The organism is Bradyrhizobium sp. HKCCYLS3013 (genome assembly GCF_051167615.1).
Classification (GTDB): domain Bacteria; phylum Pseudomonadota; class Alphaproteobacteria; order Rhizobiales; family Xanthobacteraceae; genus Bradyrhizobium.
Map to the genome: position 1 here is coordinate 1 of NZ_JBNPTK010000033.1, position 23,323 is coordinate 23,323.

Here is a 23,323-nt window from a genome sequence, read left to right on the forward strand (position 1 = left end):
CCTCCACAGTCTCTCACCCGAGACGACCGCCAGCTGAGCCTTAGTATATGCTAAAACCTCAACCGGACAGCCGTGGGTCAAGCCCGGCCATGACGGTGAGTGTGGAGCGGGCTTCGTGCCCTACAGCTTGATCCCCAGCCGTGCCGCGGCCTGCGACACGTACTTCTGGGTCTGCTCGAACGCACCCTGCAGCGCTCGCGCCTTCGACATGTCGCTGATCTCTTGGAAATGCGCGGCGACCGCGTCCGGCGTCCACTCCTCCGGCGGCAGATTGATGCCCTCGCTCTCCAGGATCCTGATCACCGCGAACGAGCCCGCACCCGCACCCATGATGGTGCGCGTGGGCGCGTCCTCGCTGAGCAGATACTCCACCGCAGGCGTGATCGATTCCGGCTTCATCAGCTCCAGCGCCTGCGGCGGCAGCAGCTCCTCGGTCATGCGCGTGGCCGCGGTCGGCGAGATGATGTTGACGCGGATGTTGGTCTTGCGGCCCTCTTCCGCCAGCACGTTCATCAGGCCGACCATGCCGGTCTTCGCCGCGCCGTAATTGGCCTGGCCGAAATTGCCGAACAGGCCGGAGGACGAGGTCGTCATGACGATGCGGCCGTAGTTGCGCTCGCGCATGCCGTTCCACACCGCCTTGCAGCAGTAGAAGGTGCCGACCAGATGCACGTCCAGCACCTTGGCGAAATCCGCCACCTCCATCTTGGCGAACGACTTGTCTCTGAGGATGCCGGCATTGGCGCACATGATGTCGACGCTGCCCCACTCCTTGGTGGCGCGCTCGACCATCGCCGTGACCTGCTCGAAATTCGAGACGTCGGCGCCGTCGGCCATCGCGGTGCCGCCGGCCTTGCGGATCTCCTCGACCACCGTCTCGGCAGCGGTCATCGAGCCGCCGGTGCCATCGCGCGCGCCGCCGAAATCATTGACCACGACCTTGGCGCCGCGGCTCGCCAGTCCCAGCGCATGCGCGCGTCCGAGACCATTGCCTGCGCCGGTAACGATGGCGACGCGTCCGTCAAATCTGATTGCCATGATCTTTTCCTTCAGTGAGGTCGTCATGCCCGGGCCTGACCCGCCTGCGGGGCCGAAGCCCCTTCGGCGCGGCGAAGGCCCGGGCATCCATCCACTTCGAAAGACTCTCAGTCTTGATGGATCGCCGGGTCACGCCCGGCGATGACGATGGGTGGGTTGTGACGAAGATTGTTAGCTCAGATAGATCAGCCCGATCCAGTCGGCGACCAGCGCGGGCTTGTCTTCGCCCTCGATCTCGACCGTGACATGGGTGCGCGACTGCAACTCCTTCGGCTTGCGCAGCGTGGCTTCCGCCAGCACGAAGCGGCCGCGCACGCGTTTTCCCGATTTCACCGGCGAGATGAAGCGCAGCTTGTCGAAGCCGTAGTTGACGCCCATCGCCGTGCCCTCGATCGCCGGCATGACCTCGTAGGACATCACCGACAGCAGCGACATGGTGAGGAAGCCGTGCGCGATGGTCGTGCCGAACGGCGTCCCCTTGGCCTTCTCCGGATCGACGTGGATGAACTGATGATCCTCAATGACATCGGCATAGGTGTCGATGCGCTTCTGATCGAGCACGTGCCATGACGACACGCCGATCTCCCGGCCGACCATGGCCTGGTAGGCTTCAAGCGAAATCGGCGGCTTCTTCCAGATCTGGTTCATGCGTTTCCTACACCTCGTGCCCGGACGGCCTGGTCTTCAGCTCCGGGAAATCCTCTTCCTTGAACTCCGTGCCGCGCAGATGATCCGTGCGGTTGTTCTCGTGCTCCAGCCGGCGCAACTGCACGCGGCGGATTTTTCCGGAGATCGTCTTCGGCAGCTCGCTGACCAGCTCGAGCCGGCGGATCCGCTTGAACGGCGCGAGCCGCGCCTGCAGATGCGCGAAGATCGACAGCGCCGTCGCGCGCGAGCGCTCCGCGCCGGAGGTCAACAGCACGTAGGCTTTCGGGATCGCAAGCCTGATCGGATCAGGGCTTGGCACCACGGCGGCCTCGGCGACCGCCTCGTGCTCCAACAACACGCTCTCCAACTCGAACGGCGAGATGCGGTAGTCGGACGATTTGAACACGTCGTCGGAGCGGCCGACGAAGGTGAGGTAGCCCTCATCGTCCCGGAACACGACGTCGCCAGTGCGATAGCGCGTGCCGTCGGCGCCGGACAGCTTGCCGTCGTCGCCCTGATAGCCCTGCATCAGCCCGGCCGGGCGCTCGCCTGACAGCGCCAGCGTGATCTCGCCCTCGCTTGCCAGATTGCCGTCGATGTCGGCGACCTCGACGCGATAGCCCGGCAGCGGCCGGCCCATCGAGCCGATCTTCAATTTCTGGCCCGGCGAGTTACCGACGATCGCGGCGGTCTCGGTCTGGCCATAGCCGTCGCGGATCGTCAGCCCCCAGGCGGCGCGCACCTGATCGATGACTTCCGGATTGAGCGGCTCGCCGGCGCCGCAGGCCTCGCGCAGGCTGACCTTGAAGTCGGCGAGATGCTCCTGGATGAACAGCCGCCACACCGTCGGCGGCGCGCACAGCGTGGTGACGCCGCAACGTTTGATGATCGCGAGCAGCCCCTTGGCGTCGAAGCGCGGCTGGTTGACGACGAACACTGTCGCGCCGGCATTCCACGGCGAGAAGAAGCAGCTCCAGGCATGCTTGGCCCAGCCCGGGGAGGAGATGTTGAGATGCACGTCGCCCGGCTGCAGGCCGAGCCAGTACATCGTGGAGAGATGGCCGACCGGGTAGCTGCGATGGCTGTGCCGCACCAGCTTCGGCTTGGCCGTGGTGCCCGAGGTGAAATAGAGCAGCATCGGATCATCCGGCTGCGTCGGCCCATCCGGAGTGAACGCCTCGGCCGTATCAGCCGCCTGCTCGAACGGCAGCCAGCCGGCAGGTGCCGCCGGCGCGCCGACGACGATGCGGACGAGATCATCGGCGCCGAGTTCGGCGAACTTCGCCACCTGATCCTGCGCGGCGACGACGGCTTTCGCGCGGCCGCGCTCGAGGCGATCACGCAACTCGTCGGTGGTCAGCAGTGTGGTCGCGGGGATCACGACGACGCCGAGCTTCATCGCCGCCAGCATGGTCTCCCACAGCGGCACGACGTTGCCGAGCAGCAGCAGCAGATGGTCGCCGCGTTTCAGCCCCTGCGCGCGCAGGAAATTCGCAACCTGGTTGGAGCGGCGCGACAGCGCGGCAAAGGACAGCTTGGTCTGGCGGTCCTGCGCGGCATCGAAGATCCATAACGCCGTGCGGTCGCGGCTCTCCGGATCGGATGCAAGCTCGGTATCGAACCAGTCGAGCGCCCAGTTGAAGGGCACCGGATCGGGCCAGCGAAAACCCTTCACCGCGGCATCGTAGTCGGTGCGATGCGCCAGCAGAAACGCGCGTGCGTCCTTGAATGTCGTCATCAGGTGGTCCCGGCGAGCTTGCGGACGTGCTGAATGATCCCGGAGAAATCGACGCCACCATGGCCGGCGGCCTCGAACGCCTTGTAGATCTCCTGCGCGCGCTGCCCGAGCGGCGTCGCCGCGCCGGCGGCCTTGGCGGCGTCCTGCGACAGCGTGAGATCCTTCAGCATCAGCGCGGTCGCGAAGCCGGGCTTGTAGTCGTTGTTGGCGGGCGAGGCCGGCACCGGGCCCGGCACCGGGCAATAGGACGTCAGCGACCAGCACTGGCCCGACGAGGTCGAGGCGACGTCGAACAGCGCTTGATGCGACAGGCCGAGCTTTTCGCCTAGCGCAAAAGCCTCGCTGACCGCGATCATCGAAATGCCCAGGATCATGTTGTTGCAGATCTTGGCCGCCTGACCGGCGCCGGCGCCGCCGCAATGGACGATCTTCTTGCCCATCTTCTCCAGGATCGGCTGGGCTGCGGCGAACGCGCCCTCCTCGCCGCCGCACATGAAGGTGAGCGTCGCGGCCTTGGCGCCGCCGGTACCGCCCGACACCGGTGCATCGACGGCGGCGATGCCGTGCTTGGCGGCCAGCGCATGCGCGGCGCGCGCGCTCTCGACGTCGATGGTCGAGGAGTCGATGATGACAGCGCCCTTGGACATCGCCGGCACGACCTCGTTCCAGACCGCCAGCACATGCTTGCCGGCCGGTAGCATGGTGACGACGGCGTCGGCGCCTTTGGCCGCCGCGACGGCGCTGTGGGCGATCTCGGCGCCATCGGCCTTGGCCTGCGCACGCGAGGCTTCGACCAGATCGAATGCCACCACCTTGTGGCCGGCCTTGACCAGGTTGGCGGCCATCGGGCCGCCCATGTTGCCGAGGCCAATGAATGCGATCGTTGCCATGGTTCGTTCTCTCCCCTCGACCTGATTGTTATCTCGTTTGCGGAAATGCCAGCTCGTCGGCGCCGATCTCAGCGAGATAGCGCGCCAGCATCTCCGGCGTCACCTGATCGACATCCGGCGGCGACCATTTGGGATTGCGGTCCTTGTCGATGATCGCGGCGCGGACGCCTTCGCGAAAGTCGTCGCTGCGGAACACTTCGAGTGCCGCACGATACTCGCGCACCAGGCATTCCTCCAGCGACGCCGCTCCGCGCGCCAGCCGCAGCAGCTTGAGCGTCACGACCATGCCGCGCGGCGACTTCTCCTTGAGCGTCTTCTGCGTCGCCAGCGCCAGCTCCGATCCATCCGCGTCCAGCGCCGCGAAGATGTCGTGCATGCTGTCCTGGGCAAACCAGGCGTCGATCTTGGCCTGCTGCGCAGCCACCGGCCCGGCCGTCTCGTCCGTTGCGAAGCCCGCGATCAGCCGATCGATCTCGATCGACAGCGTGCCCGGCCGGACCTTGGTCAGAACCTCGCGCAGCGCCGGCCAGCTCGAAGTCGGCACGACGGCATCGGCAAAGCGCGCATGGATCGCATCGGGCCCGTTCATGGTCTGCCCGGTCAGGCCGAAATAGGCGCCGAGTTCGCCCGGCGCGCGCGATAACAGCCAGGTGCCGCCGACGTCGGGAAAGAAGCCGAGGCCGACCTCGGGCATCGCAAGCTTCGTTTTCTCGGTCACGATGCGGTGGCGGCCATGCGCCGACAGGCCGACGCCACCACCCATCACGAGCCCATCCATGTAGGCGACATAGGGTTTTGGGAACGCCGCGATGCGCGCGTTCATGATGTATTCCTGACGCCAGAACACCTTGCCAAGGTCGCCATTCACCTTCGAGCTTTCATAGAGCCCGCGAATGTCGCCGCCCGCGCAAAGTCCCCGCTCGCCCGCGCCTTCCAGCACGACAACCGCGACGGCCGGATCGACCTCGAACTGATCCAGCGCGGCGTCGATGCCCATCGACATCTCCAGCGTCATCGCATTGATCGCCTTCGGCCGGTTCAGCCGGATGATGCCGGCCGAGCCCTCGCGGCGGACGATCAGGTCGCCTTCGAGGACCTCGCTCATCGCGCGGCCTCGATCAGCTTGCGCGACACGATCAGCCGCATGATCTCATTGGTGCCTTCGAGGATCTGGTGTACGCGCAGGTCACGCACGATCTTCTCGATGCCGTATTCGCTCAAATAGCCGTAGCCGCCATGCAGCTGCAGCGCCTGGTTGGCGACCTCGAAGCCGACATCGGTGCCGAAGCGCTTGGCCATTGCGCACAGCATGGTCGCGTCAGCATCCTTGCGGTCGAGCGCGGCCGCCGCACGCCAGACGAAGGTGCGCGCCGCCTCCAGCTCGATCGCCATGTCGGCGATGCGAAACTGCAGCGCCTGGAATTCGTCGAGCCGCTTGCCGAACGCCTTGCGCTCTTTCGTATAGGCCAACGTCTTGTCGAGCGCCGCCTGCGCACCACCGAGCGAGCACGCGGCAATGTTGAGGCGGCCGCCGTCGAGCCCGGCCATCGCGATCTTGAAGCCGATGCCCTCCTCGCCCAGCCGGTTGGCGACCGGCACGCGCGCATTCTCGAAGATCACGGCGCGGGTCGGCTGCGCATTCCAGCCCATCTTGCGTTCATTGGCACCGAACGACACGCCGGGGGTATTGGCGTCGATCACCAGCGTCGAGATGCCGCCGGGACCGTCTGCTCCCGTGCGCACCATTGCGACCAGGATGTCGGTCGCGCCCGCGCCGGAGATGAACTGCTTCTGCCCATTGAGCACATAGTCGTCACCGTCCCGCACCGCGCGCGTGCGTAGCGCCGCCGCATCGGAGCCAGCGCCCGGCTCGGTCAGACAATAGCTCGCGATCAGGTCCATGGCGCAGAGCTTCGGCAGGTAAGCCTGGCGCTGCGCCTCGGTGCCGAAGGTGTCGATCATCCACGAGGCCATGTTGTGGATCGAGATGAAGGCCGAGACCGTGGGGCAGCCGGTCGCCAGCGCCTCGAAGATCAGCGCCGCGTCGAGCCGGGTCAGGCCGGAGCCGCCGACATCGTCGCGAATGTAGATGCCGCCCATGCCAAGGCTTGCGGCCTCGCGCATCACGTCCACCGGAAAATGCTTCTCCTCGTCCCAGCGCAGCGCATGCGGGGCGATCTTCTCCGCGGCGAAGGCGCGCGCCATGTCGCGCACCGCGATCTGATCCTCATTGAGAGCGAACTGCATTCGTTCTCCGCGTTTCCTTAGATTTGTTGTTTGGCTTTGGCGCTGCTCCGAACTCCGTCATTGCGAGCGTAGCGACTTGTCCGCCGAAGCCTCTGGGCGGAGACGGAAGCAATCCAGAATCTTCCCGCGGAGGCAGTCTGGATTGCTTCGTCGCTTCGCTCCTCGCAATGACGACGGCGAGAGTCCATCAAGGACCCTCAACTCACTTCATCAGCGGGATCGAGAACTCCGCGCCTTCCTTGACGCCGGACGGCCAGCGCGAGGTCACCGTCTTGGTCTTGGTGTAGAAGCGGATCGAATCCGGGCCATGCTGGTTGAGATCGCCGAAGCCGGACTTCTTCCAGCCGCCGAAGGTGTAATAGGCGATCGGCACCGGGATCGGCACATTGATGCCGACCATGCCGACATTGACCTTGGCCGCGAAGTCGCGGGCCGCGTCGCCGTCCCGGGTGAAGATCGCAACGCCGTTGCCGTAATCATGCTCGGACGGCAGCGCCAGCGCCTCGGCATAGTCCTTGGCGCGCACGACCGACAGCACGGGTCCGAAGATCTCTTCCTTGTAGATCCGCATGTCCTTGGTGACGTTGTCGAACAGGCAGCCGCCCATGTAGAAGCCGTTCTCGTAGCCCTGCATCTTGAAGCCGCGACCGTCGACGGCGAGCGTCGCGCCCTCCTTGACGCCGATCTCGACATAGTTCTTGACGCGCTCGACCGCCTCGCGGGTCACCAGCGGGCCGAAATCGGCCGACGGATCGACGGATGTGCCGATCTTGAGGCTTTCGACGCGCGGGATCAGCTTATCCATCAGCCGGTCCGCCGTGGTCTTGCCGACGGGCACCGCGACCGACACCGCCATGCAGCGCTCGCCGGCCGAGCCGTAGCCGGCTCCGATCAGCGCGTCGACGGCCTGGTCGAGATCGGCGTCGGGCATGATGATGGCGTGATTCTTGGCGCCGCCGAAGCACTGGCAGCGCTTGCCGTGGGCGGCGGCGCGCTCATAGATGTACTGCGCGATCGGCGACGAGCCGACGAAGCCGATCGCCATGATGTCCGGATCCTCGAGGATGGCGTCGACCGCCTCCTTGTCGCCGTTGATGACGTTGAGGATGCCCGGCGGCAGACCGGCCTCGATCATCAGCTCGGCGAGCTTCATCGGCACGCCCGGATCGCGCTCCGAGGGCTTCAGGATGAAGGCATTGCCGCAGGCGATGGCAGGGGCGAACTTCCACATCGGAATCATCGCCGGGAAATTGAACGGCGTGATGCCGGCAACGACACCGAGCGGCTGGCGCATCGAATAAATGTCGATTCCCGGGCCCGCGCCTTCGGTATATTCGCCCTTCATCAGGTGCGGAATGCCGCATGCGAACTCGACGACCTCGAGCCCGCGCTGGATGTCGCCCTTGGCATCGGGGACGGTCTTGCCGTGCTCACGCGCGAGCAACTCGGCGAGCTGGTCATAATCGCGCTGGGCGAGTTCCAGAAACTTCATCATCACGCGCGCGCGGCGCTGCGGATTGGTGGCGGCCCAGGCCGGCTGCGCAGCCTTGGCGTTCTCGACCGCGGCCCGGAGCTCGGCGCGCGAGGCCAGCGCGACCTTGGCCTGAACATCGCCGGTCATGGGCTCGAAGACATCGGCCGTCCGTCCGGACGTGCCCTTGACCTCTTTGCCGCCAATGAAATGACCGATCGAACGCATGGGGTATCCTCCGCAGGGTAAGCAGTGCCGATTTGGCCGGCATCTTGCAGTCTTTGCGGCGTTTGGGAAGGGTCTAGGCGCTGATCGGCGCTGCGAAAATGCAGCCCCTTCGCTCGGTCGGCACGATCACGGCAGACCCCGCGACGTGCAGCGTGCCGCGTCCAGCATCCGACCCCACACGAGGGATCAGCGCTTTGCGGCGGCCGTCTTCTTCGCAGGCCTGTTCGCGGGCGTTCGCGCGGGGGATTTCCCCGCCGGTCCGCCGCCACTGGCGACGGCCAGCGCCACCTCGCGCCCGGAGCTCAGAATATCGTCGGACAATTCGCCGCTGCCGGTCAGTCGCGCCATCACGAGCGTCCCCGTCAGCGTCGCAAGCATCGCCGAAGCGCGCTTTCGCGCCGTCCTGGCCGGAACGTCGACGATGTACTCGGCGAACAGGTCGATCAGCTCTTCCAGCTTCGCGGCAAAAGCCTTGCGGGTCTTGGCGCTCTCACGGGCGATTTCCGCCCCGAGCGCAGGAACCGCGCAGCCGTGACCGACATCGTCACGATGCCCCGCGGACAGATAGCCATCGACGATCGCCGCAAGCCGCTTCTGCGGCGGCAACTGGTCCAGCAGCTTGCGCCAATGCTCCATCGAACGGTCGATCGCATAACCGAACGCCTCCACCACCAGCGCCTCGCGCGAATCGAAATGCGCGTAGAAGCCGCCGTGAGTCAGTCCGGCCTCCTTCATCAGGTCGGCAACCCCGACGCCGTGAGCGCCGCGCTCGCGCAGCCGCACCGATGCCTTGCGCACGATCCGCGCGTGGGTTTCCGCCTTGTGTTCCGGAGAGTAGCGCATTGCCGTCCCATTGAATGTCTGCGGTCATACTATAACAGCTCTGCGTCCTGCTCGCTGCAGCTATTTGATGAATTCGAGTTGATCTAAATCAACTTCGCTGGCCTGATTTATTCCCGACACACCCCTGTTGCCCAGGAACCCGACGAGGACGACGATGGACATGCTCAATTCCCACTGCGGCGTGAGTCGTGACGGCCGCGGCGTGGTCCGGCTGACGATCTGCAATGCCGGCCCGCTCAACATTCTCGGTTCGGCGGCGATTCTCGACGTGGAAGCCGGCCTGCAATCGCTCGCCTCCGATGCCGGCATTCGCGTTCTCGTTTTGGCCGGCGAAAGCGGGAAGAGCATGATCGGCGGCGCCGACATCAAGGAGATGGCGACGCTCGACCAGGCGTCGGCGGAAACGTTCATCGCGCGACTTGCCGGTCTCTGCGAAGCGGTGCGACATTTTCCTGTCCCCGTGATTGCGCGGATGCCGGGGTGGTGCCTGGGTGGCGGATTGGAGGTCGCAGCAGCCTGCGATATCCGCGTCGCGGGACATGATGCCAAGTTCGGCATGCCCGAGGTGCGTGTCGGCATCCCGTCGGTCATTCATGCCGCGCTGTTGCCACGTCTCATCGGCTGGGGCCGCACGCGCTGGCTGCTGATGACCGCCGAGACGATCGACGCGCCGACCGCGCTCGCCTGGGGCCTCGTCGATGCCGTCGCCGCCGAGGGAGAACTCGACATCGCGGTCGAGAAGGCCGTGGCATCCCTGCTCGCCTGCGGCCCCGAAGCGCTGCGGACTCAGAAGGCCCTGTTGCGGCAATGGGAGGAGCTGCCGCTGAAGGAGTCGGTCGAGATATCGATCGGCGCCTTCGGACGGTCGTTCCTGACCGATGAGCCGAAACGGCTGATGCAACATTTCATCGACCGCAAGCGATAGCAATTTCCTCCAAGTCTCGGCTCTCGGAGCCCGGCAGTCTTGCGCCAGCTTCACGATGGTTCAGCAGGGATCGCCGGGGTTTCCTTTTGCGAGACGCTATTATATGATGGCCATCATCCTTTATCAGGGAGCCTGTCATGGCCTCATCCGATTCCGTCGTGATCCTGTCCGCCGCCCGCACTCCGTTGGGCCGTTTCATGGGCGAATTGTCACCGCTGAGTGCGAACAAGCTCGGCGCGCACGTGATCGGATCGGCGCTCGAACGCGCCACCGTCTCGCCCGATGCGGTCCAGGAGGTGTTCATGGGCAACGTACTGTCGGCCGGCCAGGGCCAGGCTCCGGCACGGCAGGCCGCGCGCGGTTCCGGCCTGCCGGACGCCACGGGCGCCACCACGATCAACAAGGTCTGCGGCTCCGGCATGAAGGCGACGATGTTGGCGCACGACATCATTCGGGCGCGCTCCGCCGAGATCGTCGTATCAGGCGGCATGGAGAGCATGAGCAACGCGCCGTATCTGCTGACCAAGGCGCGCGGCGGCTATCGTGCCGGCCACGACCGGATCCTCGATCACATGATGCTGGATGGCCTGGAGGACGCCTATGAGACCGGACGCTCGATGGGCGATTTCGGCGAGGCCACGGCCGAGGCCTATCAGTTCACCCGCGCCGACCAGGATGCCTACGCCATCGAGACGCTGACGCGTGCGCGCAAGGCGGTCGAAGGCGGGGCATTCAAGGCCGAGATCGCCCCGATCACGATCGTCGAGAAATCCGGCCCCCGCCTGGTCGTCAATGACGAGCATCCGCTGAAGGTCGATCCGGCGAAGATCCCGGCACTGAAGCCGGCGTTCCGCAAGGATGGCACGATTACGCCCGCGGCGTCCTCCGCGAATGCGGATGGTGCTGCGGCACTCGTGCTCGCCACGCGATCGCGTGCCGACCGCGACGGGCTGCCTGTCCTCGCGGAGATCAAGGGCCACGCCACGCACAGCCAGGAGCCGCAATGGTTCACGACGGCGCCGATCCCGGCGATCCGGAAGCTGCTCGACAAGGTCGGCTGGCAGGTCGAGGATGTCGACCTGTTCGAGATCAACGAGGCGTTTGCGGTCGTCGCCATGGCCGCGCAGCGCGACCTCGGCATTGCGCGCGACCGGCTGAACGTCAACGGCGGCGCCTGCGCACTGGGCCATCCGATCGGCGCCACCGGCGCGCGGCTGATCGTGACGCTGCTGCATGCGATGCAGGCCCGTGGACTGAAGCGCGGTGTCGCCGCGCTATGCATCGGCGGCGGCGAGGCGACGGCGATCGCGCTCGAGCGACCGTGATGTCCTGAATCGAGGGAACTTAGCCATTTATGTCGTCGACGCGTCCTGGCAAAATGGGCGCAATCCTCATCGGACTGAGAAGCACATGATCTCGAACCGGCTCGCGGCAGCACTCGCACGGCGCAACATCCACTATGGCTGGGTCATGGTGGCCGTAACATTCTTTACGGCCCTGGTGTCGGCCGGCACGGTGGGGGCGCCGGGCGTGTTCATCGTGCCCCTTCAGCAGGAGTTCGGCTGGAGCACCGCCGAGATCTCCTCGGCACTCTCCATCCGCTTCGTGCTGTTCGGGCTGATGGCCCCGTTCGCCGCCGCCTTGCTCAACCGCTATGGCCTGCGCAACATCACGTTGCTGGCCCAACTGATCGTGGTCACTGCGCTGCTTTCGTCGTTGGCGATGAGCCAGGTCTGGCACCTCGTGCTGCTGTGGGGCGTCGTGATCGGCATCGGCACTGGCATGACCGCCTTGGTGCTGGGCGCGACCATCGCCACGCGCTGGTTCGTCGCGCGTCGTGGGCTCGTGGTCGGGGTTCTCACCGCCAGCGTCGCCACCGGACAGCTGGTGTTCCTGCCGCTGCTCGCCAGCCTCACCGAGCGGCTCGGCTGGCGCGTCGCGCTTGCGCTCGTCTGCATCGCGCTCGGCGTGTCCGCGACCGCCGTGCTGCTCTTGATGCGCGACCGGCCGAGCGACCTTGGCCTGCGCCCGTACGGCGACAAGGGCACCGAGCCGATCGCAACGCCCGCGCTCGTCACGACGCCGATCCTGACGGCTGCGCTCGGCACCCTCCGCGACGCGGCGCGCGCGCCCGTGTTCTGGATGCTGTTTGCGACCTTCTTCATCTGCGGCGCCTCGACCAACGGCCTCGTCCAGGTGCACCTGATCCCGATGTGCCTCGACTTCGGCATCCCGCAGGTCCAGGCCGCCAGTCTGCTTGCCGCGATGGGCATGTTCGACTTCGTCGGCACGATCGTGTCGGGCTGGCTGTCGGACCGGTACGACAATCGCTGGCTGCTGTTCTGGTACTATGGCCTGCGCGGCCTCTCGCTGCTGTTCCTGCCGTTCACCGACTTCTCGTTCTATGGCCTGTCGCTGTTCGCGATGTTCTACGGCCTCGACTGGATCGCCACCGTGCCGCCGACGGTGCGGCTGACTGCGCAGCGGTTTGGGCCCGAGCGGGCCAACCTGGTGTTCGGCTGGGTGTTCGCCGGACATCAGCTCGGCGCCGGCACCGCCGCATTCGGCGCGGGCCTGTCGCGCACGCTGTTGCAGAGCTATCTTCCGGCATTCTTCACCGCCGGCGCGCTCTGCATCGTCGCAGCCCTGCTCGCGCTCGCGATCGCGCGGCAGGCCAAGCCTGCCGCGGCGTGAGCTCACGGCCGCGTCGTCATCGCCGTCGGCGGCCCCGGCGTGCGCAGCGGCTCGGCGAGACGCGCGAACTCACACAGCAGCGCGCGCGTCTTGCGGGGGTCGATGATCTCCTCGACCCAGAACTTCTCGGCGGAGCGGAACGGCGAGCGCAGCTTGGTCAGCCGCTCCTCGATCTCCTTCAGCTTCGCCTTCGGATCAGGCGCGGCATCGATCTCGGCGCGATAGGCCGCCTCGATGCCACCCTCGAGCGGCAGCGAGCCCCAATGGGCCGACGGCCAGGCATAGCGGATCGAGAAGCGATCGGCCGGCTGATGCACGACGCCGGCGACGCCGAAGTTGTTGCGCACGATCACCGTGCACCACGGCACCGTCGACTGGTTGACCGCGGCCATCGCGCGCACGCCGTGGCGGATGGTCGCCGCCTTCTCCGCCTCCAAACCGACCATGAAGCCCGGGCAGTCCATCAGGTAGACGATCGGCAGATGGAAGGTCTCGGCGAAGTCGACCCAGCGGATCACCTTCTGGCAGGCGTCAGCGGTCCATGAGCCGCCGTAGTGATAAGGATCGCTCGCCAGCACCATCACCGCACGGCCTTCGAGCCGGGCGAGGCCGACGATGAGCGGGCGGCCGTAATTCTGTGACACCTCGAAGAACGAGCCGTTGTCGACGACGGACTCGATGATCGGGCGCATCTTGTAGACGCGGCGGCGATCCCGCGGCACGGCGCTGATCAACTGATCGTCCGTGCGCTGCGGATCGTCGGTGCAGGGCAAGGTCGGCGGCAGCTCATGGACCGACGACGGCAAATAGGACAGGAAGCGGCGCGCGCAGGCGAACGCTTCCGCCTCGGTGTCGACCGCGTGGTCGACGCCGCCCGCCTTGGTCTGGATGTCGGCGCCGCCGAGCTCCATCTTGCCAAGGTCCTGGCCCAGCCGCTTCACCACCGGCGGACCGGCGACGAACATCGCCGACTGCCTGGTCATGACGGAGTAGTGGCTCGCCGCGAGTCGCGCTGCGCCCAGGCCGGCAACCGAGCCGAGGCCGAGCGCGACCACCGGGACCAGCGACATGTTCTCGGTCGTGTAGCGGTACCAGCGATTGCCGCCGATGCCGCCAGGCAGGTTCGCCGCGCCCTTGGTCTCGATGGTCTTGACCGAGCCGCCGCCGCCGGAGCCTTCGATGATGCGGATGATCGGCAGACGGAAGTCGTGCGCCATCTCCTCCGCCATCAGCGGCTTGGCGGCGATCGACGCATCGGCCGAGCCGCCGCGCACGGTGAAATCGTCACCGACCACGACCACGGTGCGGCCGTCGACGCGCGCGCGCCCGAACACGCAATTCGCAGGCGTGACGTGCTTGAGCTCGCCCTGCTCGTCATACTCGCCGAGGCCGGCGACCGCGCCGATCTCGTGAAAGCTGCCGGGATCGACGACCCCGTCGATGCGCTCGCGAACGGTGAGGCGGCCCTGGTCGTGCTGACGCTTGACCTTGTCAGGCCCGCCCATCTCCCGCGCGAAGGCTTCGCGCCGGGCCAGTTCCTCGAGCTCCGGCTGCCAACTCATTCGTTCCCCCTGCCCCGGTGATGGTCTTGTTCTTATGGTTGGTCTTCGCGTTCACCTGGAGCGGTTTTCTGTCCATCCGGTTGTTGAAGACGTCGGCTTCGGCGCCCTGCAATAGCGCCGCGATGCTGCGGCCCAGCTCGCGCATCGGCTGGGCGACCTCGTCGTGCAGCCGCTGCTCGTCGTACATCGCCGACAACAGCCCGATCGTGAGCACGACATAGGTCTGGTATTGCGGCGACCACAGCGGCAGCGCGACGCCGTTGATGTGAGCACTCCACAGGCCGCAGGCCACGACGTAGCCGTGCTCCTTGAGAAACTGCCTGTTGTGCTCGAGGCGTGGCCGCAGCAGCTTGGCCGCGTCCGGCATCTCGCGCTCCATCTCGGCCAGCAAGGCGTCGCCGACCTCCGGCTCGAGCGCGGCGACATAGGCATGCCCGGCCGCGGTCGAGGCCATCGAGATGCGGCTGCCGGTGGTCTCATGCAGGCCGAGCGCGTTGGCGGCGCGGCCGAACTCGAGATAGACGAGGTGGAAGCGGTCGGGAATCACGAAGCCGACCGTTCCGGGCAACTGCTCGGCGACGTCCTGCAGCCGCTGCCGGATCAGATTGCGCAACTGCAAGCCGCGGGTCATCGACGTGCTCATCGCCACCGCGCTCGGGCCGATGCGGTATTTCTGATCGCGCGGCAGGTAGACCAGCTGGCCCATGCGGGTCAGCGTGTGCGTGAGCCGCGACACCGTCGACCGCGGCAGACCGCAGCGGTTGGAGATTTCGAGGTTGCCGAGCCGCGCCTCGTGCCCTTCGAAACAGCGAAGCACGTCGAACGCCCGCGACACCACCTGAATGACCTCGCCCTCGCCGGCGAGATCTCCGGGCAGCATGCTGCCCCTGCTCAATCGCTCAGACCGTCGTCCCATCCGTTTCCCACCAATTCCGTCATGCGGAATGATATTCCGCTTATCGAACAAGCTAGCCCAGCCATTTTGCCGTCACAACAGTAGACCGTCTCTAAAAGCCACCGTTCTTCAGCGTGTTGGCACAAGACTCGACGCCCTCGCACAATCGGCAGCGGGATGCGGGAGTAACGATCATCGCCGGTTCCAAATGGCGGTACCGGAGCGCTGGCTTTCGATCGGCATCCCCTCCTGCGCATGGCAACACCGGGCGGTCATCACGCCCGCGAGCCCGCTCAAACGGTGGGCAGCGGCAACATTTGACCAGCCTTGCGACAAGTGTGGGCTGGCTGCGCCCTCGCGGCTGCGACATAACCGGCGCGAGACCTTGTTCCCGCCGAGCTTCCGATGACCACCCACCCGACGCCGATCAGAAATCCTCAGCATTGGGCGACGGCCGCTATGCCGCCGCTGCAGCGCTTCCTGTCCGCATGCCATGCCGACTTCTGGCCCGATCATGACGGCGCCGTCGCGAACTACATCCCCGAGCTCGGCAAGGCCGACCCGTCGCATTTCGGCATCAGCCTCGCCACGCTCGACGGCCACATCTACGAGGTCGGCGACAGCCGTGTGCCGTTCACGATCCAGTCGATGTCGAAGCCGTTCGTGTTTGCGCTCGCGCTCGATACGCTCGGCTCCGACGAGGTCGAGCGCGTGATCGGGGTCGAGCCGTCGGGCGATCCCTTCAATTCGATCCGGCTCAATGCGCAGAACCATCCGTTCAATCCGATGGTCAATGCCGGCGCGATCGCCTGCAGCGGCCTGATCCGCAAGGCACGGCACGACGACGCCTTCGATACCATCCGCGACGCGCTCGGCCGCTTCGCAGGCCGCGAGCTCGATGTCGACGACGCGGTGTTCGCATCGGAAGCCGCCACCGGCGATCGCAACCGCGCGATCGCCTATCTGCTGCGGACGTCGGAGGTCATCAGGGAGCCTGTCGACGAGGTGCTCGCGGTCTACTTCCGACAATGCGCCGTGCTCGTCACCGCGCGCGACTGCGCGATCATGGCGGCGACGCTCGCCAATCGCGGCGTCAATCCGGTCACCGGCGAGCAGGTGGTGACGCCCTATGCGGTGTCGCGCACGCTGTCGGTAATGACCTCCTCGGGCATGTATGACTTCGCCGGCGAGTGGATCTACCGCGTCGGCATTCCCGCCAAGAGCGGCGTCGGCGGCGGCATCCTGGCAAGCCTGCCGGCGCGGCTCGGCCTCGGCAGCTATTCGCCGCGGCTCGACGGCCACGGCAACAGCGTGCGCGGCATCAAGGTCTGCGAGGCGCTGTCGGCGCATTACGGCCTGCACATGCTCAACCGCTCCGACGATGCGCGCACCACGATCATCGCCGACTACGACATCGGCGCCAGCCCGTCGCGGCGCAGCCGCCGCGCCCAGGAGCGCACCATCCTCGCCGCACATCCCGACGCGGTGCGCGTGCTTGAGCTGGTCGGCACGCTGTCCCTCTCCAACGTCGACTACGTCTCGCGCCAGCTTGCGGCGGGCACGCGGCCGCAATTCGTCATCGTCGACCTCCATCGCGTCACCGCGATGACGCAAGCCGGCCTGCGCCTGCTCTCCGAGCTGTTTCACGAGCTGGCCGACTTTCACGTCACCGTCGTGCTGTCGGGCATCCGCCGCAGCTCGCCGGAATGGCAGGAGATCGCGGCCCGCACCGGCGACATCAAGAACGTGCGCGACTTCTACCTGCTCGACACCGCGATCGAATGGGCCGAGGACCAGATCGTCTATCGCTATGGCGGGGCGATCGACTTCCTCGAAACCACCGAGCTCGCCGAGCAGCCGCTGCTTGCGGGGATCACCGAAGACGAGCGCCACGAGCTCGCGGCGCTGGCAACCATCCGGCACTATCAGCAGGGCGAACGCATCCTGGCGGCCGGCGATGCGGCGGCCTCGCTGTTCTTCCTGCGCTCCGGCGTCGTCCACGTCACCCTGCCCGACGGCATCCGGTTGGCGACGCTGACGGCAGGGCAATGCTTCGGCGAGATGGCGTTGCTTGAGCCCGTGCGCTCCGCCGACGTCGTCGCTGATTTCTCCGCCACCGCCTTCGAGATCTCGCTGGTGGATTTCGAACGTTTCCGCGTGCGACATCCAAAAGCCGGCGAGCGCATCATGCGCAATCTCGCGCAACTGCTGGCCGAGCGTCTGACAATCGCCAATGCGCGGCTCAACCTGCTCGCGGCAGACTGATTTCGCTGCATCGGCCTTCGTCATCGACGTGTCGCACGCGGCCGAAGCGAACAAATACTCAAGGTTGTAATTCACAGCAGTTAGTAGCTTCCGGTCGACATCTTTCATCACTCGTATTTGTACGGGCTCGCCCAAACGTTACCGGGACTCGGTCGCAGGACAACCATAAGCGAGCCCAATTCGCGCCGCATTACCCGACGATGTTCTGAACCGTCGATGAACGCCGAGTGGGGACTCGCAAAGCGGACATCGAAGTGGGGTGTTCCGAGTAAAATTCCAGCCGACGTAGCGTGTGTATTTGCGCCACGGAGAGTCGTGTCCAGTGTCCAGGGAGGAAACGGCATGAAGGAAGCCACTAAGAGGGCAACGTCGGAGGCACTCGCGCATATGCTGGCGGTGACGTCCATGATCGTCATCGCCAGCGTCCTGTTCTACGGGCGATGAAGGGCTGTCTGGAGGTTCTGCGTCGCAGTTTCTTCATCGCCCGTAGGTAGGGTTGTGAGCTTGATTGCTCACGCGAACGACCGAGTTGAGTTGCGTTTGAGTTAGTGAGCGTAGCGTAACAGTATTGCGTCAATCGCGCGGCGATCCGGGTCGGGACGAATTTGTGATGCGTATCGTCCCGCCTCGGCCGCCCGCGGTCGGCCTCTCCCCCGACGTCGCCCTGTTTTCCATCATCATTTGGCTTTCCCGAAGTAAGGCACGATGCCGCCTGCGAAGGTGACGAAGCGGGCCGTGACGGGATCACCGATCGCAAGTTCGTGGTCGCCATGGGCCATGATGCGAAAGCCCTCGCGCATATCCACCAGCACGATGTTGTAGGGCACGTGCGCGCGCGTCTCCGGCGTCGCCGCGCGGCACACGAGTGATGCCGCATAGATGGTGCCTTCACCCGTCGCCGCGTGGTCGGTCAGCGCAAGCGAGCCGCAGGCCGCGCAGAAGTCGCGGCGGAAATACTGCAGGTGGGCGCAGCACGCGCAGCGCTGAAAGCGAATCGCTGCAACACCCCTGGTCCAGTCCGCCGATTCGCTCATCGCACACGCTCCCAGAACATGCTGACATGCGACGACAGCACGCCGCCATCGCCGTGCAGCAGCGCCAGCTCTGCTTCGCGTACCTGGCGAGGTCCGGCGCGCCCCGTCATCTGCAGATGCGCTTCGCTCAGATGCGCCATGGCGCCGCCGACGCCGCAATGGCCGTAGCTCAAGAGGCCGCCATGAGTGTTGAGCGGCACGGCGCCGTCGCGGCGGAAATGACCGGCCCTGACCCGCGCCGCCGCCTCGCCGCGGCCGGCGAGGCCAAGATCCTCGAGCAGCATGCAGAGCGTGATGGTGAAACTGTCATAGACGGCGGCGTAGTCGACGTCCTGGATGTCCACACCCGCTGCTGCCTTCGCCTTCGCGATCGCAATCTCGGCGCCGAGCGCGCTCAGGGCCGGGGCCGCCGTGACGTGCTGATGCGTGTGCGCCTGGGCGCAGCCGCGCACGCGCACCGCCGTCGCTCCGGTCGGCTCGCGGCTGATGATGATGGCGGCGCCGCCGTCGGAGACCGGACAACAGTCGAGCAGCTTCAGCGGCCGCGCGACCGGCTTCGATGCCATGACGTCGGCCACCGTGATGGACTCGTGAAATTGCGCACCGGGATGATCCAGCGCGTGCGTCCGCATCAGGACGGCGAACTCCGCGAGATCCTGTTCGGTGACGCCGTATTCGTGCATGTAGCGCGAGGCGACGAGGCCGTAATAGGCAGGGATCGTCGGCCCGAGCGGCAACTCATAGTCGGGATGGCCGACTTGCGCCAGCGCCTGGATCGAGGCGTCGCGGCTCTGCCCGGTCAGGCGGTTCTCGCCGGCGACGACGAGCATGTGTCTGACGACGCCGGCTTCGACCAGATGATGCGCCAGCATCACCATCGCGAGGCCGGTGGCGCCGCCGACCTGCACGGCGTGGGCATAGGAGGGCGTGATGCCGAAATGCTCGGCGAACACGGTGGCAAGCATGATGTGCGGCGACACCGTGGAATAGCCGCACAGGATGCCGTCGATGTCACGCCGTGTCAGCCCGGCATCGTCGAGCGCAAGCTGCGCGGCCAGGCTCATCAGGTCGAGCGAGGAGCGGCCGTCGTGACGGCCGAACGAGGTGAGGCCGGTGCCGGTGATGTAGGTCATCGTGCCACTCGCTCCCCCGTCATTCCGGGGCATCGCGCAGCGATGAACCCGGAATCTCGAAATGAGAGACGATCGTGCACGACAAGCTCGAGATTCCGGGTTCGCGACTTCGTCGCGCCCCGGAATGACGAGGTCTGACGTACAGAGTCTATTTTTGATCGAGGACGATGCTCCGAGGACAACTGCGCTCCCCTCCCCCTTGCGGGGAGGGGTTGGGGGTGGGGGTAGCCACACAACGAGTCTTTGTGGGGTACCCCCCTCCCTGCCCCTCCCCCACAAGGGGGGAGGGAATGCTGGCATTGTGCGTCCATCACGCCTGCGTTCGCCATCTCAGTGCAATTCATCCTCAATACGATTTCGGCAGGCCGAGGACCTTTTCGGCGATGAAGCTCAGGATCAGTTGCGGGCTGATTGGGGCAATGCGGGGGATCAGGGATTCGCGCAGGTAACGTTCGACGTGGTACTCGCGCGCGTAGCCGAAGCCGCCGTGAGTCATCACCGCCTGCTCGCAGGCGTGGAAGCCGGCCTCTGCAGCGAGATATTTGGCGGCGTTCGCCGCTGGCCCGCACGCCATGCCCTGGTCATATTGCCAGCCGGCCTGCAGCACCATCAGCCAGGCCGCCTCCAGCTCCATCCAGTTCTTGGCCAGGGGATGCTGGATGCCCTGGTTCTGGCCGATCGGGCGGTTGAACACGTTGCGCGTCCGCGCATAGGCTGACGCGCGCGACAGCGCGAGCTGGCCGAGGCCGACGGCTTCGGCCGCGATCAGGATTCGCTCCGGGTTCATGCCGTGCAGGATGTAGTCGAAGCCCCGGCCCTCCTCGCCCAGCCTATCCTCGACTGGAATTTCAAAATCCTCGAAGAACAGCTCATTGGAGTCGACCGGCTTGCGGCCCATCTTCTCGATCTCGTGCACCTTGATCCGGCTGCGATCGAAATCGGTGTAGAACAGGCTGAGCCCGTGGGTCGGGCGCTTCACCTCCTCCAGAGGCGTGGTGCGTGCCAGCAGCAGGATCTTCTCGGCGACCTGCGCGGTCGAGATCCACACCTTCTGGCCGTTGACGACGTAACGGTCGCCCGTGCGCACGGCGCGCGTCTTGAGCTGGGTGGTGTTGAGGCCGGTGTTCGGCTCGGTCACGGCGAAGCACGCCTTCTCGCTGCCATCGACGATGCGCGGCAGCATCCGCGCGCACTGCTCTTTGGTGCCGAACACGACGACCGGATTGAGCCCGAACACATTCATGTGGATCGCCGAGGCACCGGACATGCCGGCGCCCGATTCCGCGATGGTCCGCATCATGATCGCGGCATCGAGGATGCCGAGACCGGAGCCCCCATACTCCTCGGGAATGCAGATGCCGAGCCAGCCGGCGTCCGCCAAGGCCTTGTGGAAGTCGGCGGGAAAACCGCCCTCCTTGTCCTTCTTCAGCCAGTAGGCGTCGTCGAAGCGCGCGCAGATTTTGGCCACCGCATCACGGATCGATTCCTGGTTGGCGGAGAGCGCGAAATCCATCGTCTCACTCCCTGGCAGGCGCCGGCGTGGTCACGCCGTCGCGGATCATCGCGGCGATCTCCTCGTCCGAGAAACCAAGCTCGTGCAGGATCTGCGCGCCATGCTCGTTCGGCCGCGCCGCCAGACGCTGCGGCTCGGCCTTGGTCTCGGACCAGGTCGCGGAAACGCGGGTGCTGCGGATCGGGCCTTCGGTCGGATGTTCGACCACGGGAAAGAAATCGGTCGCCACGAGGTGCGGATCGTTCAGCAGGCTTTCGAGATCGTGCATCGGCATCACCGGAATGTCCGCCTTGTCCAGCAGCGCCGTCCACTCCGCCGTGGTGCGCGTCTGGAAGATGCGCGCGAGCTCGGCATAGACGATGTCGATGTTGGCGGCGCGACGGGCAAAGCTGTTGAAGCGGTCATCGGCGCGCAGGTCGGTGCGGCCGGATGCTTCGAAGAACGCGTCCCATTGCTTGTCGTTGTAGACGATGACGCAGATATGGCCGTCAGCGGTCTTGTAGGGCCGGCGGTCCTGCGACAGATGCCGGGCGTAGCCGCCGCGGTCCAGCGGCGGCTCATAGGTGAGACCGCCCATGTGATCGCCCATGATGAAGGCCGACATGGTCTCGAACATCGGCACGTCCAGGCGCTGGCCGCGGCCGGTGCGGTCGCGATGCACCAGGCTGGCGCAGATGGCGCCGACCGCCGTCAGGCCGACGATGCGGTCGACCAGGGCATTCGGCACATAGCGCGGCGTGCCGTCGCCGGCGACGGCCATCAGGTGCGACAGCGCCGCCCCGCCCTGGATCAGGTCGTCATAGGCCGGCTTGGCCGCATAAGGTCCGTTCTGGCCGAAGCCGAACACGCCGGCATAGACCAGCCGTGGATTCAGCGCGGCGACCACCTCGTAGCCGAGGTTCAGCCGTGCCATCGCCTGCGGACGGATGTTGTAGAGCAGGACGTCGGCATCCTTGACCATCCGCAGCACGGCTTCCCGTCCCGCCGGCTTCTTCAGGTCGAGGCAGATCACGCGCTTGCCGCGGTTGGTGTTGAGGGTCACCGGCCCCATGCCGGGATGACGCCAGGGGCCGATCTTGCGGGTGACGTCGCCGTCGGGTGATTCCACCTTGATCACGTCGGCGCCGTAGTCGCCGAGCGTCTGGGCGGCATACGGCCCCATCAGCACGGTGGTCATGTCGATGACCTTGATGCCGGCAAGCGGTCCCATCGCGGCGTCAGCTCCCTCGTTCGTCGTTATGGACAGAGCTAACGGCACACCCGGTTCCGGGGCAAGCGGGCGCGCGCGTATGGGGCCATGCGTGGGATTGCGCCGTCGCAACATTCCGCCGCGCGGATCACTGCCGGACGCCCGCCGTTGCATCGCACCAGATGTTCCGTGCCAACACCTGCATTCTGCGATTCCCTTTCGCCGGGCAGCTGTGTCAGCATGGCAGTCCAACATCCAAAAAGACGATTGAGGGAGAACGCTGTCATGACGCTGTATCAGGGCAAATGCTTCTGCGGCACGGTCGAGCTCGAGGCCGATGGCGAGCCGGAGGCGATGGGTTATTGCCACTGCTCGTCCTGCCGCTCCTGGTCGGCCGGCCCCGTCAACGCCTTCACCTTGTGGAAGCCTTCGAACGTGCGCGTCACCAAGGGCGCGGAGGCGATCGGCACCTATCACAAGACCGACATGAGCCACCGCAAGTACTGCACCAAGTGCGGCGGTCATCTGATGACCGACCATCCGCCGCTCGGCATGATCGACGTCTATGCCGCGACCATTCCGACCTTGAAGTTCACGCCCGGCGTCCACGTGAACTACGCGGAGAGCGTGCTGCCCATCAAGGACGGCCTGCCGAAGCTGAAGGATTTTCCGGCCGAGTTCGGCGGCTCCGGCGAGATGATGCCGGAGTGAGCCAAGGTTCGCTTTCAACAGGCGGGCAAGCATCACCGGCCTCGCGACAGGATCTGTCCGAGCTCTGCTGATCGATGTGGCCCTCTCTTGAAAAAGAGGGCGCAGGGAAGGCCGGGTGCCGACTGGCACCCGTGGCCCCCGTGCGAAAGAAAGCACGGGGAGAGAACCACAGGTTCAGCCGGATCAACCCGGCCCTCCCTGCGCGATGGTCTTCACGCTTATTTCGCGCTCTTGTGTGTTCGAAACCTGCCAGAATGTGCGAACGGGCGGTTCTGACCAACCGCCCGTCGCTGGATCTG

General features: G+C 65.9%; 19 protein-coding genes. 5 read left to right on the forward strand and 14 right to left on the reverse strand.

Translation table 11 applies throughout. The annotated features are described in order from the left end of the window. Positions 1 to 120 precede the first annotated feature (120 nt). The 8 genes from ACQR1F_RS31750 to ACQR1F_RS31785 form a co-directional block, all read right to left on the reverse strand. Positions 121 to 1,038 carry an SDR family NAD(P)-dependent oxidoreductase gene (locus ACQR1F_RS31750; RefSeq protein WP_315803159.1) on the reverse strand — a complete coding sequence of 306 codons (918 nt, stop codon included), beginning with the start codon at positions 1,036 to 1,038 and terminating at the stop codon, positions 121 to 123. Between the two features lie 171 nt (positions 1,039 to 1,209). After that, positions 1,210 to 1,686: a MaoC family dehydratase gene (locus ACQR1F_RS31755; protein WP_434899120.1), complete on the reverse strand. Its 477-nt coding sequence runs from the start codon at positions 1,684 to 1,686 to the stop codon at positions 1,210 to 1,212. A gap of 7 nt (positions 1,687 to 1,693) precedes the next feature. Further along, positions 1,694 to 3,424, reverse strand: coding sequence for an AMP-binding protein (locus ACQR1F_RS31760; protein WP_434907860.1), 1,731 nt, complete (start codon positions 3,422 to 3,424; stop codon positions 1,694 to 1,696). After that, positions 3,424 to 4,314, reverse strand: coding sequence for a 3-hydroxyisobutyrate dehydrogenase (gene mmsB / locus ACQR1F_RS31765; protein ID WP_434907859.1), 891 nt, complete (start codon positions 4,312 to 4,314; stop codon positions 3,424 to 3,426). The genes ACQR1F_RS31760 and mmsB overlap by 1 nt, the downstream gene beginning before the upstream one ends. A gap of 28 nt (positions 4,315 to 4,342) precedes the next feature. Further along, positions 4,343 to 5,419, reverse strand: a complete 1,077-nt coding sequence (locus ACQR1F_RS31770) for an enoyl-CoA hydratase/isomerase family protein (protein WP_315803155.1) — start codon at positions 5,417 to 5,419, stop codon at positions 4,343 to 4,345. Then, entirely contained in the window at positions 5,416 to 6,561 is a 1,146-nt protein-coding gene (locus tag ACQR1F_RS31775) for an isobutyryl-CoA dehydrogenase (protein WP_434892520.1), read from the reverse strand. The genes ACQR1F_RS31770 and ACQR1F_RS31775 overlap by 4 nt, the downstream gene beginning before the upstream one ends. A gap of 202 nt (positions 6,562 to 6,763) precedes the next feature. After that, positions 6,764 to 8,260 (reverse strand): CoA-acylating methylmalonate-semialdehyde dehydrogenase, encoded by a 1,497-nt coding sequence (locus ACQR1F_RS31780; protein ID WP_434893943.1) that lies wholly within the window; start codon positions 8,258 to 8,260, stop codon positions 6,764 to 6,766. A gap of 186 nt (positions 8,261 to 8,446) precedes the next feature. Then, positions 8,447 to 9,103, reverse strand: coding sequence for a TetR/AcrR family transcriptional regulator (locus ACQR1F_RS31785; protein ID WP_315803152.1), 657 nt, complete (start codon positions 9,101 to 9,103; stop codon positions 8,447 to 8,449). A 154-nt stretch (positions 9,104 to 9,257) separates the two neighbouring features. On the opposite strand from ACQR1F_RS31785, the gene ACQR1F_RS31790 reads away from it, so the two are divergent. The 3 genes from ACQR1F_RS31790 to ACQR1F_RS31800 all read left to right on the forward strand — a co-directional run bounded on the left by ACQR1F_RS31790 (position 9,258) and on the right by ACQR1F_RS31800 (position 12,722). Continuing rightward, positions 9,258 to 10,028, forward strand: a complete 771-nt coding sequence (locus ACQR1F_RS31790; protein ID WP_316216311.1) for an enoyl-CoA hydratase — start codon at positions 9,258 to 9,260, stop codon at positions 10,026 to 10,028. A gap of 137 nt (positions 10,029 to 10,165) precedes the next feature. Continuing rightward, entirely contained in the window at positions 10,166 to 11,353 is a 1,188-nt protein-coding gene (locus ACQR1F_RS31795; RefSeq protein ID WP_434914528.1) for a thiolase family protein, read from the forward strand. A gap of 85 nt (positions 11,354 to 11,438) precedes the next feature. Next, complete coding sequence (locus ACQR1F_RS31800; protein ID WP_434907857.1) at positions 11,439 to 12,722, forward strand: MFS transporter; 1,284 nt, start codon at positions 11,439 to 11,441, stop codon at positions 12,720 to 12,722. 2 nt (positions 12,723 to 12,724) lie between these two features. Here the strand turns inward: ACQR1F_RS31800 and ACQR1F_RS31805 are convergent, their stop codons facing one another. After that, entirely contained in the window at positions 12,725 to 14,284 is a 1,560-nt protein-coding gene (locus ACQR1F_RS31805) for an acyl-CoA carboxylase subunit beta (RefSeq protein WP_315803148.1), read from the reverse strand. After that, positions 14,214 to 15,200 (reverse strand): IclR family transcriptional regulator, encoded by a 987-nt coding sequence (locus ACQR1F_RS31810; protein ID WP_315803147.1) that lies wholly within the window; start codon positions 15,198 to 15,200, stop codon positions 14,214 to 14,216. The genes ACQR1F_RS31805 and ACQR1F_RS31810 overlap by 71 nt, the downstream gene beginning before the upstream one ends. A 384-nt stretch (positions 15,201 to 15,584) precedes the next feature. Between ACQR1F_RS31810 and glsA the strand changes: the two genes are divergently transcribed. Beyond that, positions 15,585 to 17,444, forward strand: a complete 1,860-nt coding sequence (gene glsA, locus ACQR1F_RS31815) for a glutaminase A (protein ID WP_434881202.1) — start codon at positions 15,585 to 15,587, stop codon at positions 17,442 to 17,444. A gap of 677 nt (positions 17,445 to 18,121) precedes the next feature. On the opposite strand, the gene ACQR1F_RS31820 is transcribed toward glsA, so the two are convergent. The 4 genes from ACQR1F_RS31820 to ACQR1F_RS31835 all read right to left on the reverse strand — a co-directional run bounded on the left by ACQR1F_RS31820 (position 18,122) and on the right by ACQR1F_RS31835 (position 22,334). Further along, positions 18,122 to 18,478: a Zn-ribbon domain-containing OB-fold protein gene (locus ACQR1F_RS31820; RefSeq protein WP_315803145.1), complete on the reverse strand. Its 357-nt coding sequence runs from the start codon at positions 18,476 to 18,478 to the stop codon at positions 18,122 to 18,124. Then, positions 18,475 to 19,611 (reverse strand): thiolase family protein, encoded by a 1,137-nt coding sequence (locus tag ACQR1F_RS31825; RefSeq protein WP_434914529.1) that lies wholly within the window; start codon positions 19,609 to 19,611, stop codon positions 18,475 to 18,477. The genes ACQR1F_RS31820 and ACQR1F_RS31825 overlap by 4 nt, the downstream gene beginning before the upstream one ends. Positions 19,612 to 19,957: 346 nt before the next feature. After that, positions 19,958 to 21,124, reverse strand: coding sequence for an acyl-CoA dehydrogenase family protein (locus ACQR1F_RS31830; protein ID WP_434914530.1), 1,167 nt, complete (start codon positions 21,122 to 21,124; stop codon positions 19,958 to 19,960). A 4-nt stretch (positions 21,125 to 21,128) separates the two neighbouring features. Continuing rightward, entirely contained in the window at positions 21,129 to 22,334 is a 1,206-nt protein-coding gene (locus ACQR1F_RS31835) for a CaiB/BaiF CoA transferase family protein (RefSeq protein ID WP_434914531.1), read from the reverse strand. A 264-nt stretch (positions 22,335 to 22,598) separates the two neighbouring features. Between ACQR1F_RS31835 and ACQR1F_RS31840 the strand changes: the two genes are divergently transcribed. Further along, positions 22,599 to 23,024, forward strand: a complete 426-nt coding sequence (locus ACQR1F_RS31840; protein ID WP_011926088.1) for a GFA family protein — start codon at positions 22,599 to 22,601, stop codon at positions 23,022 to 23,024. The last annotated feature ends 299 nt before the right edge of the window (positions 23,025 to 23,323 follow it).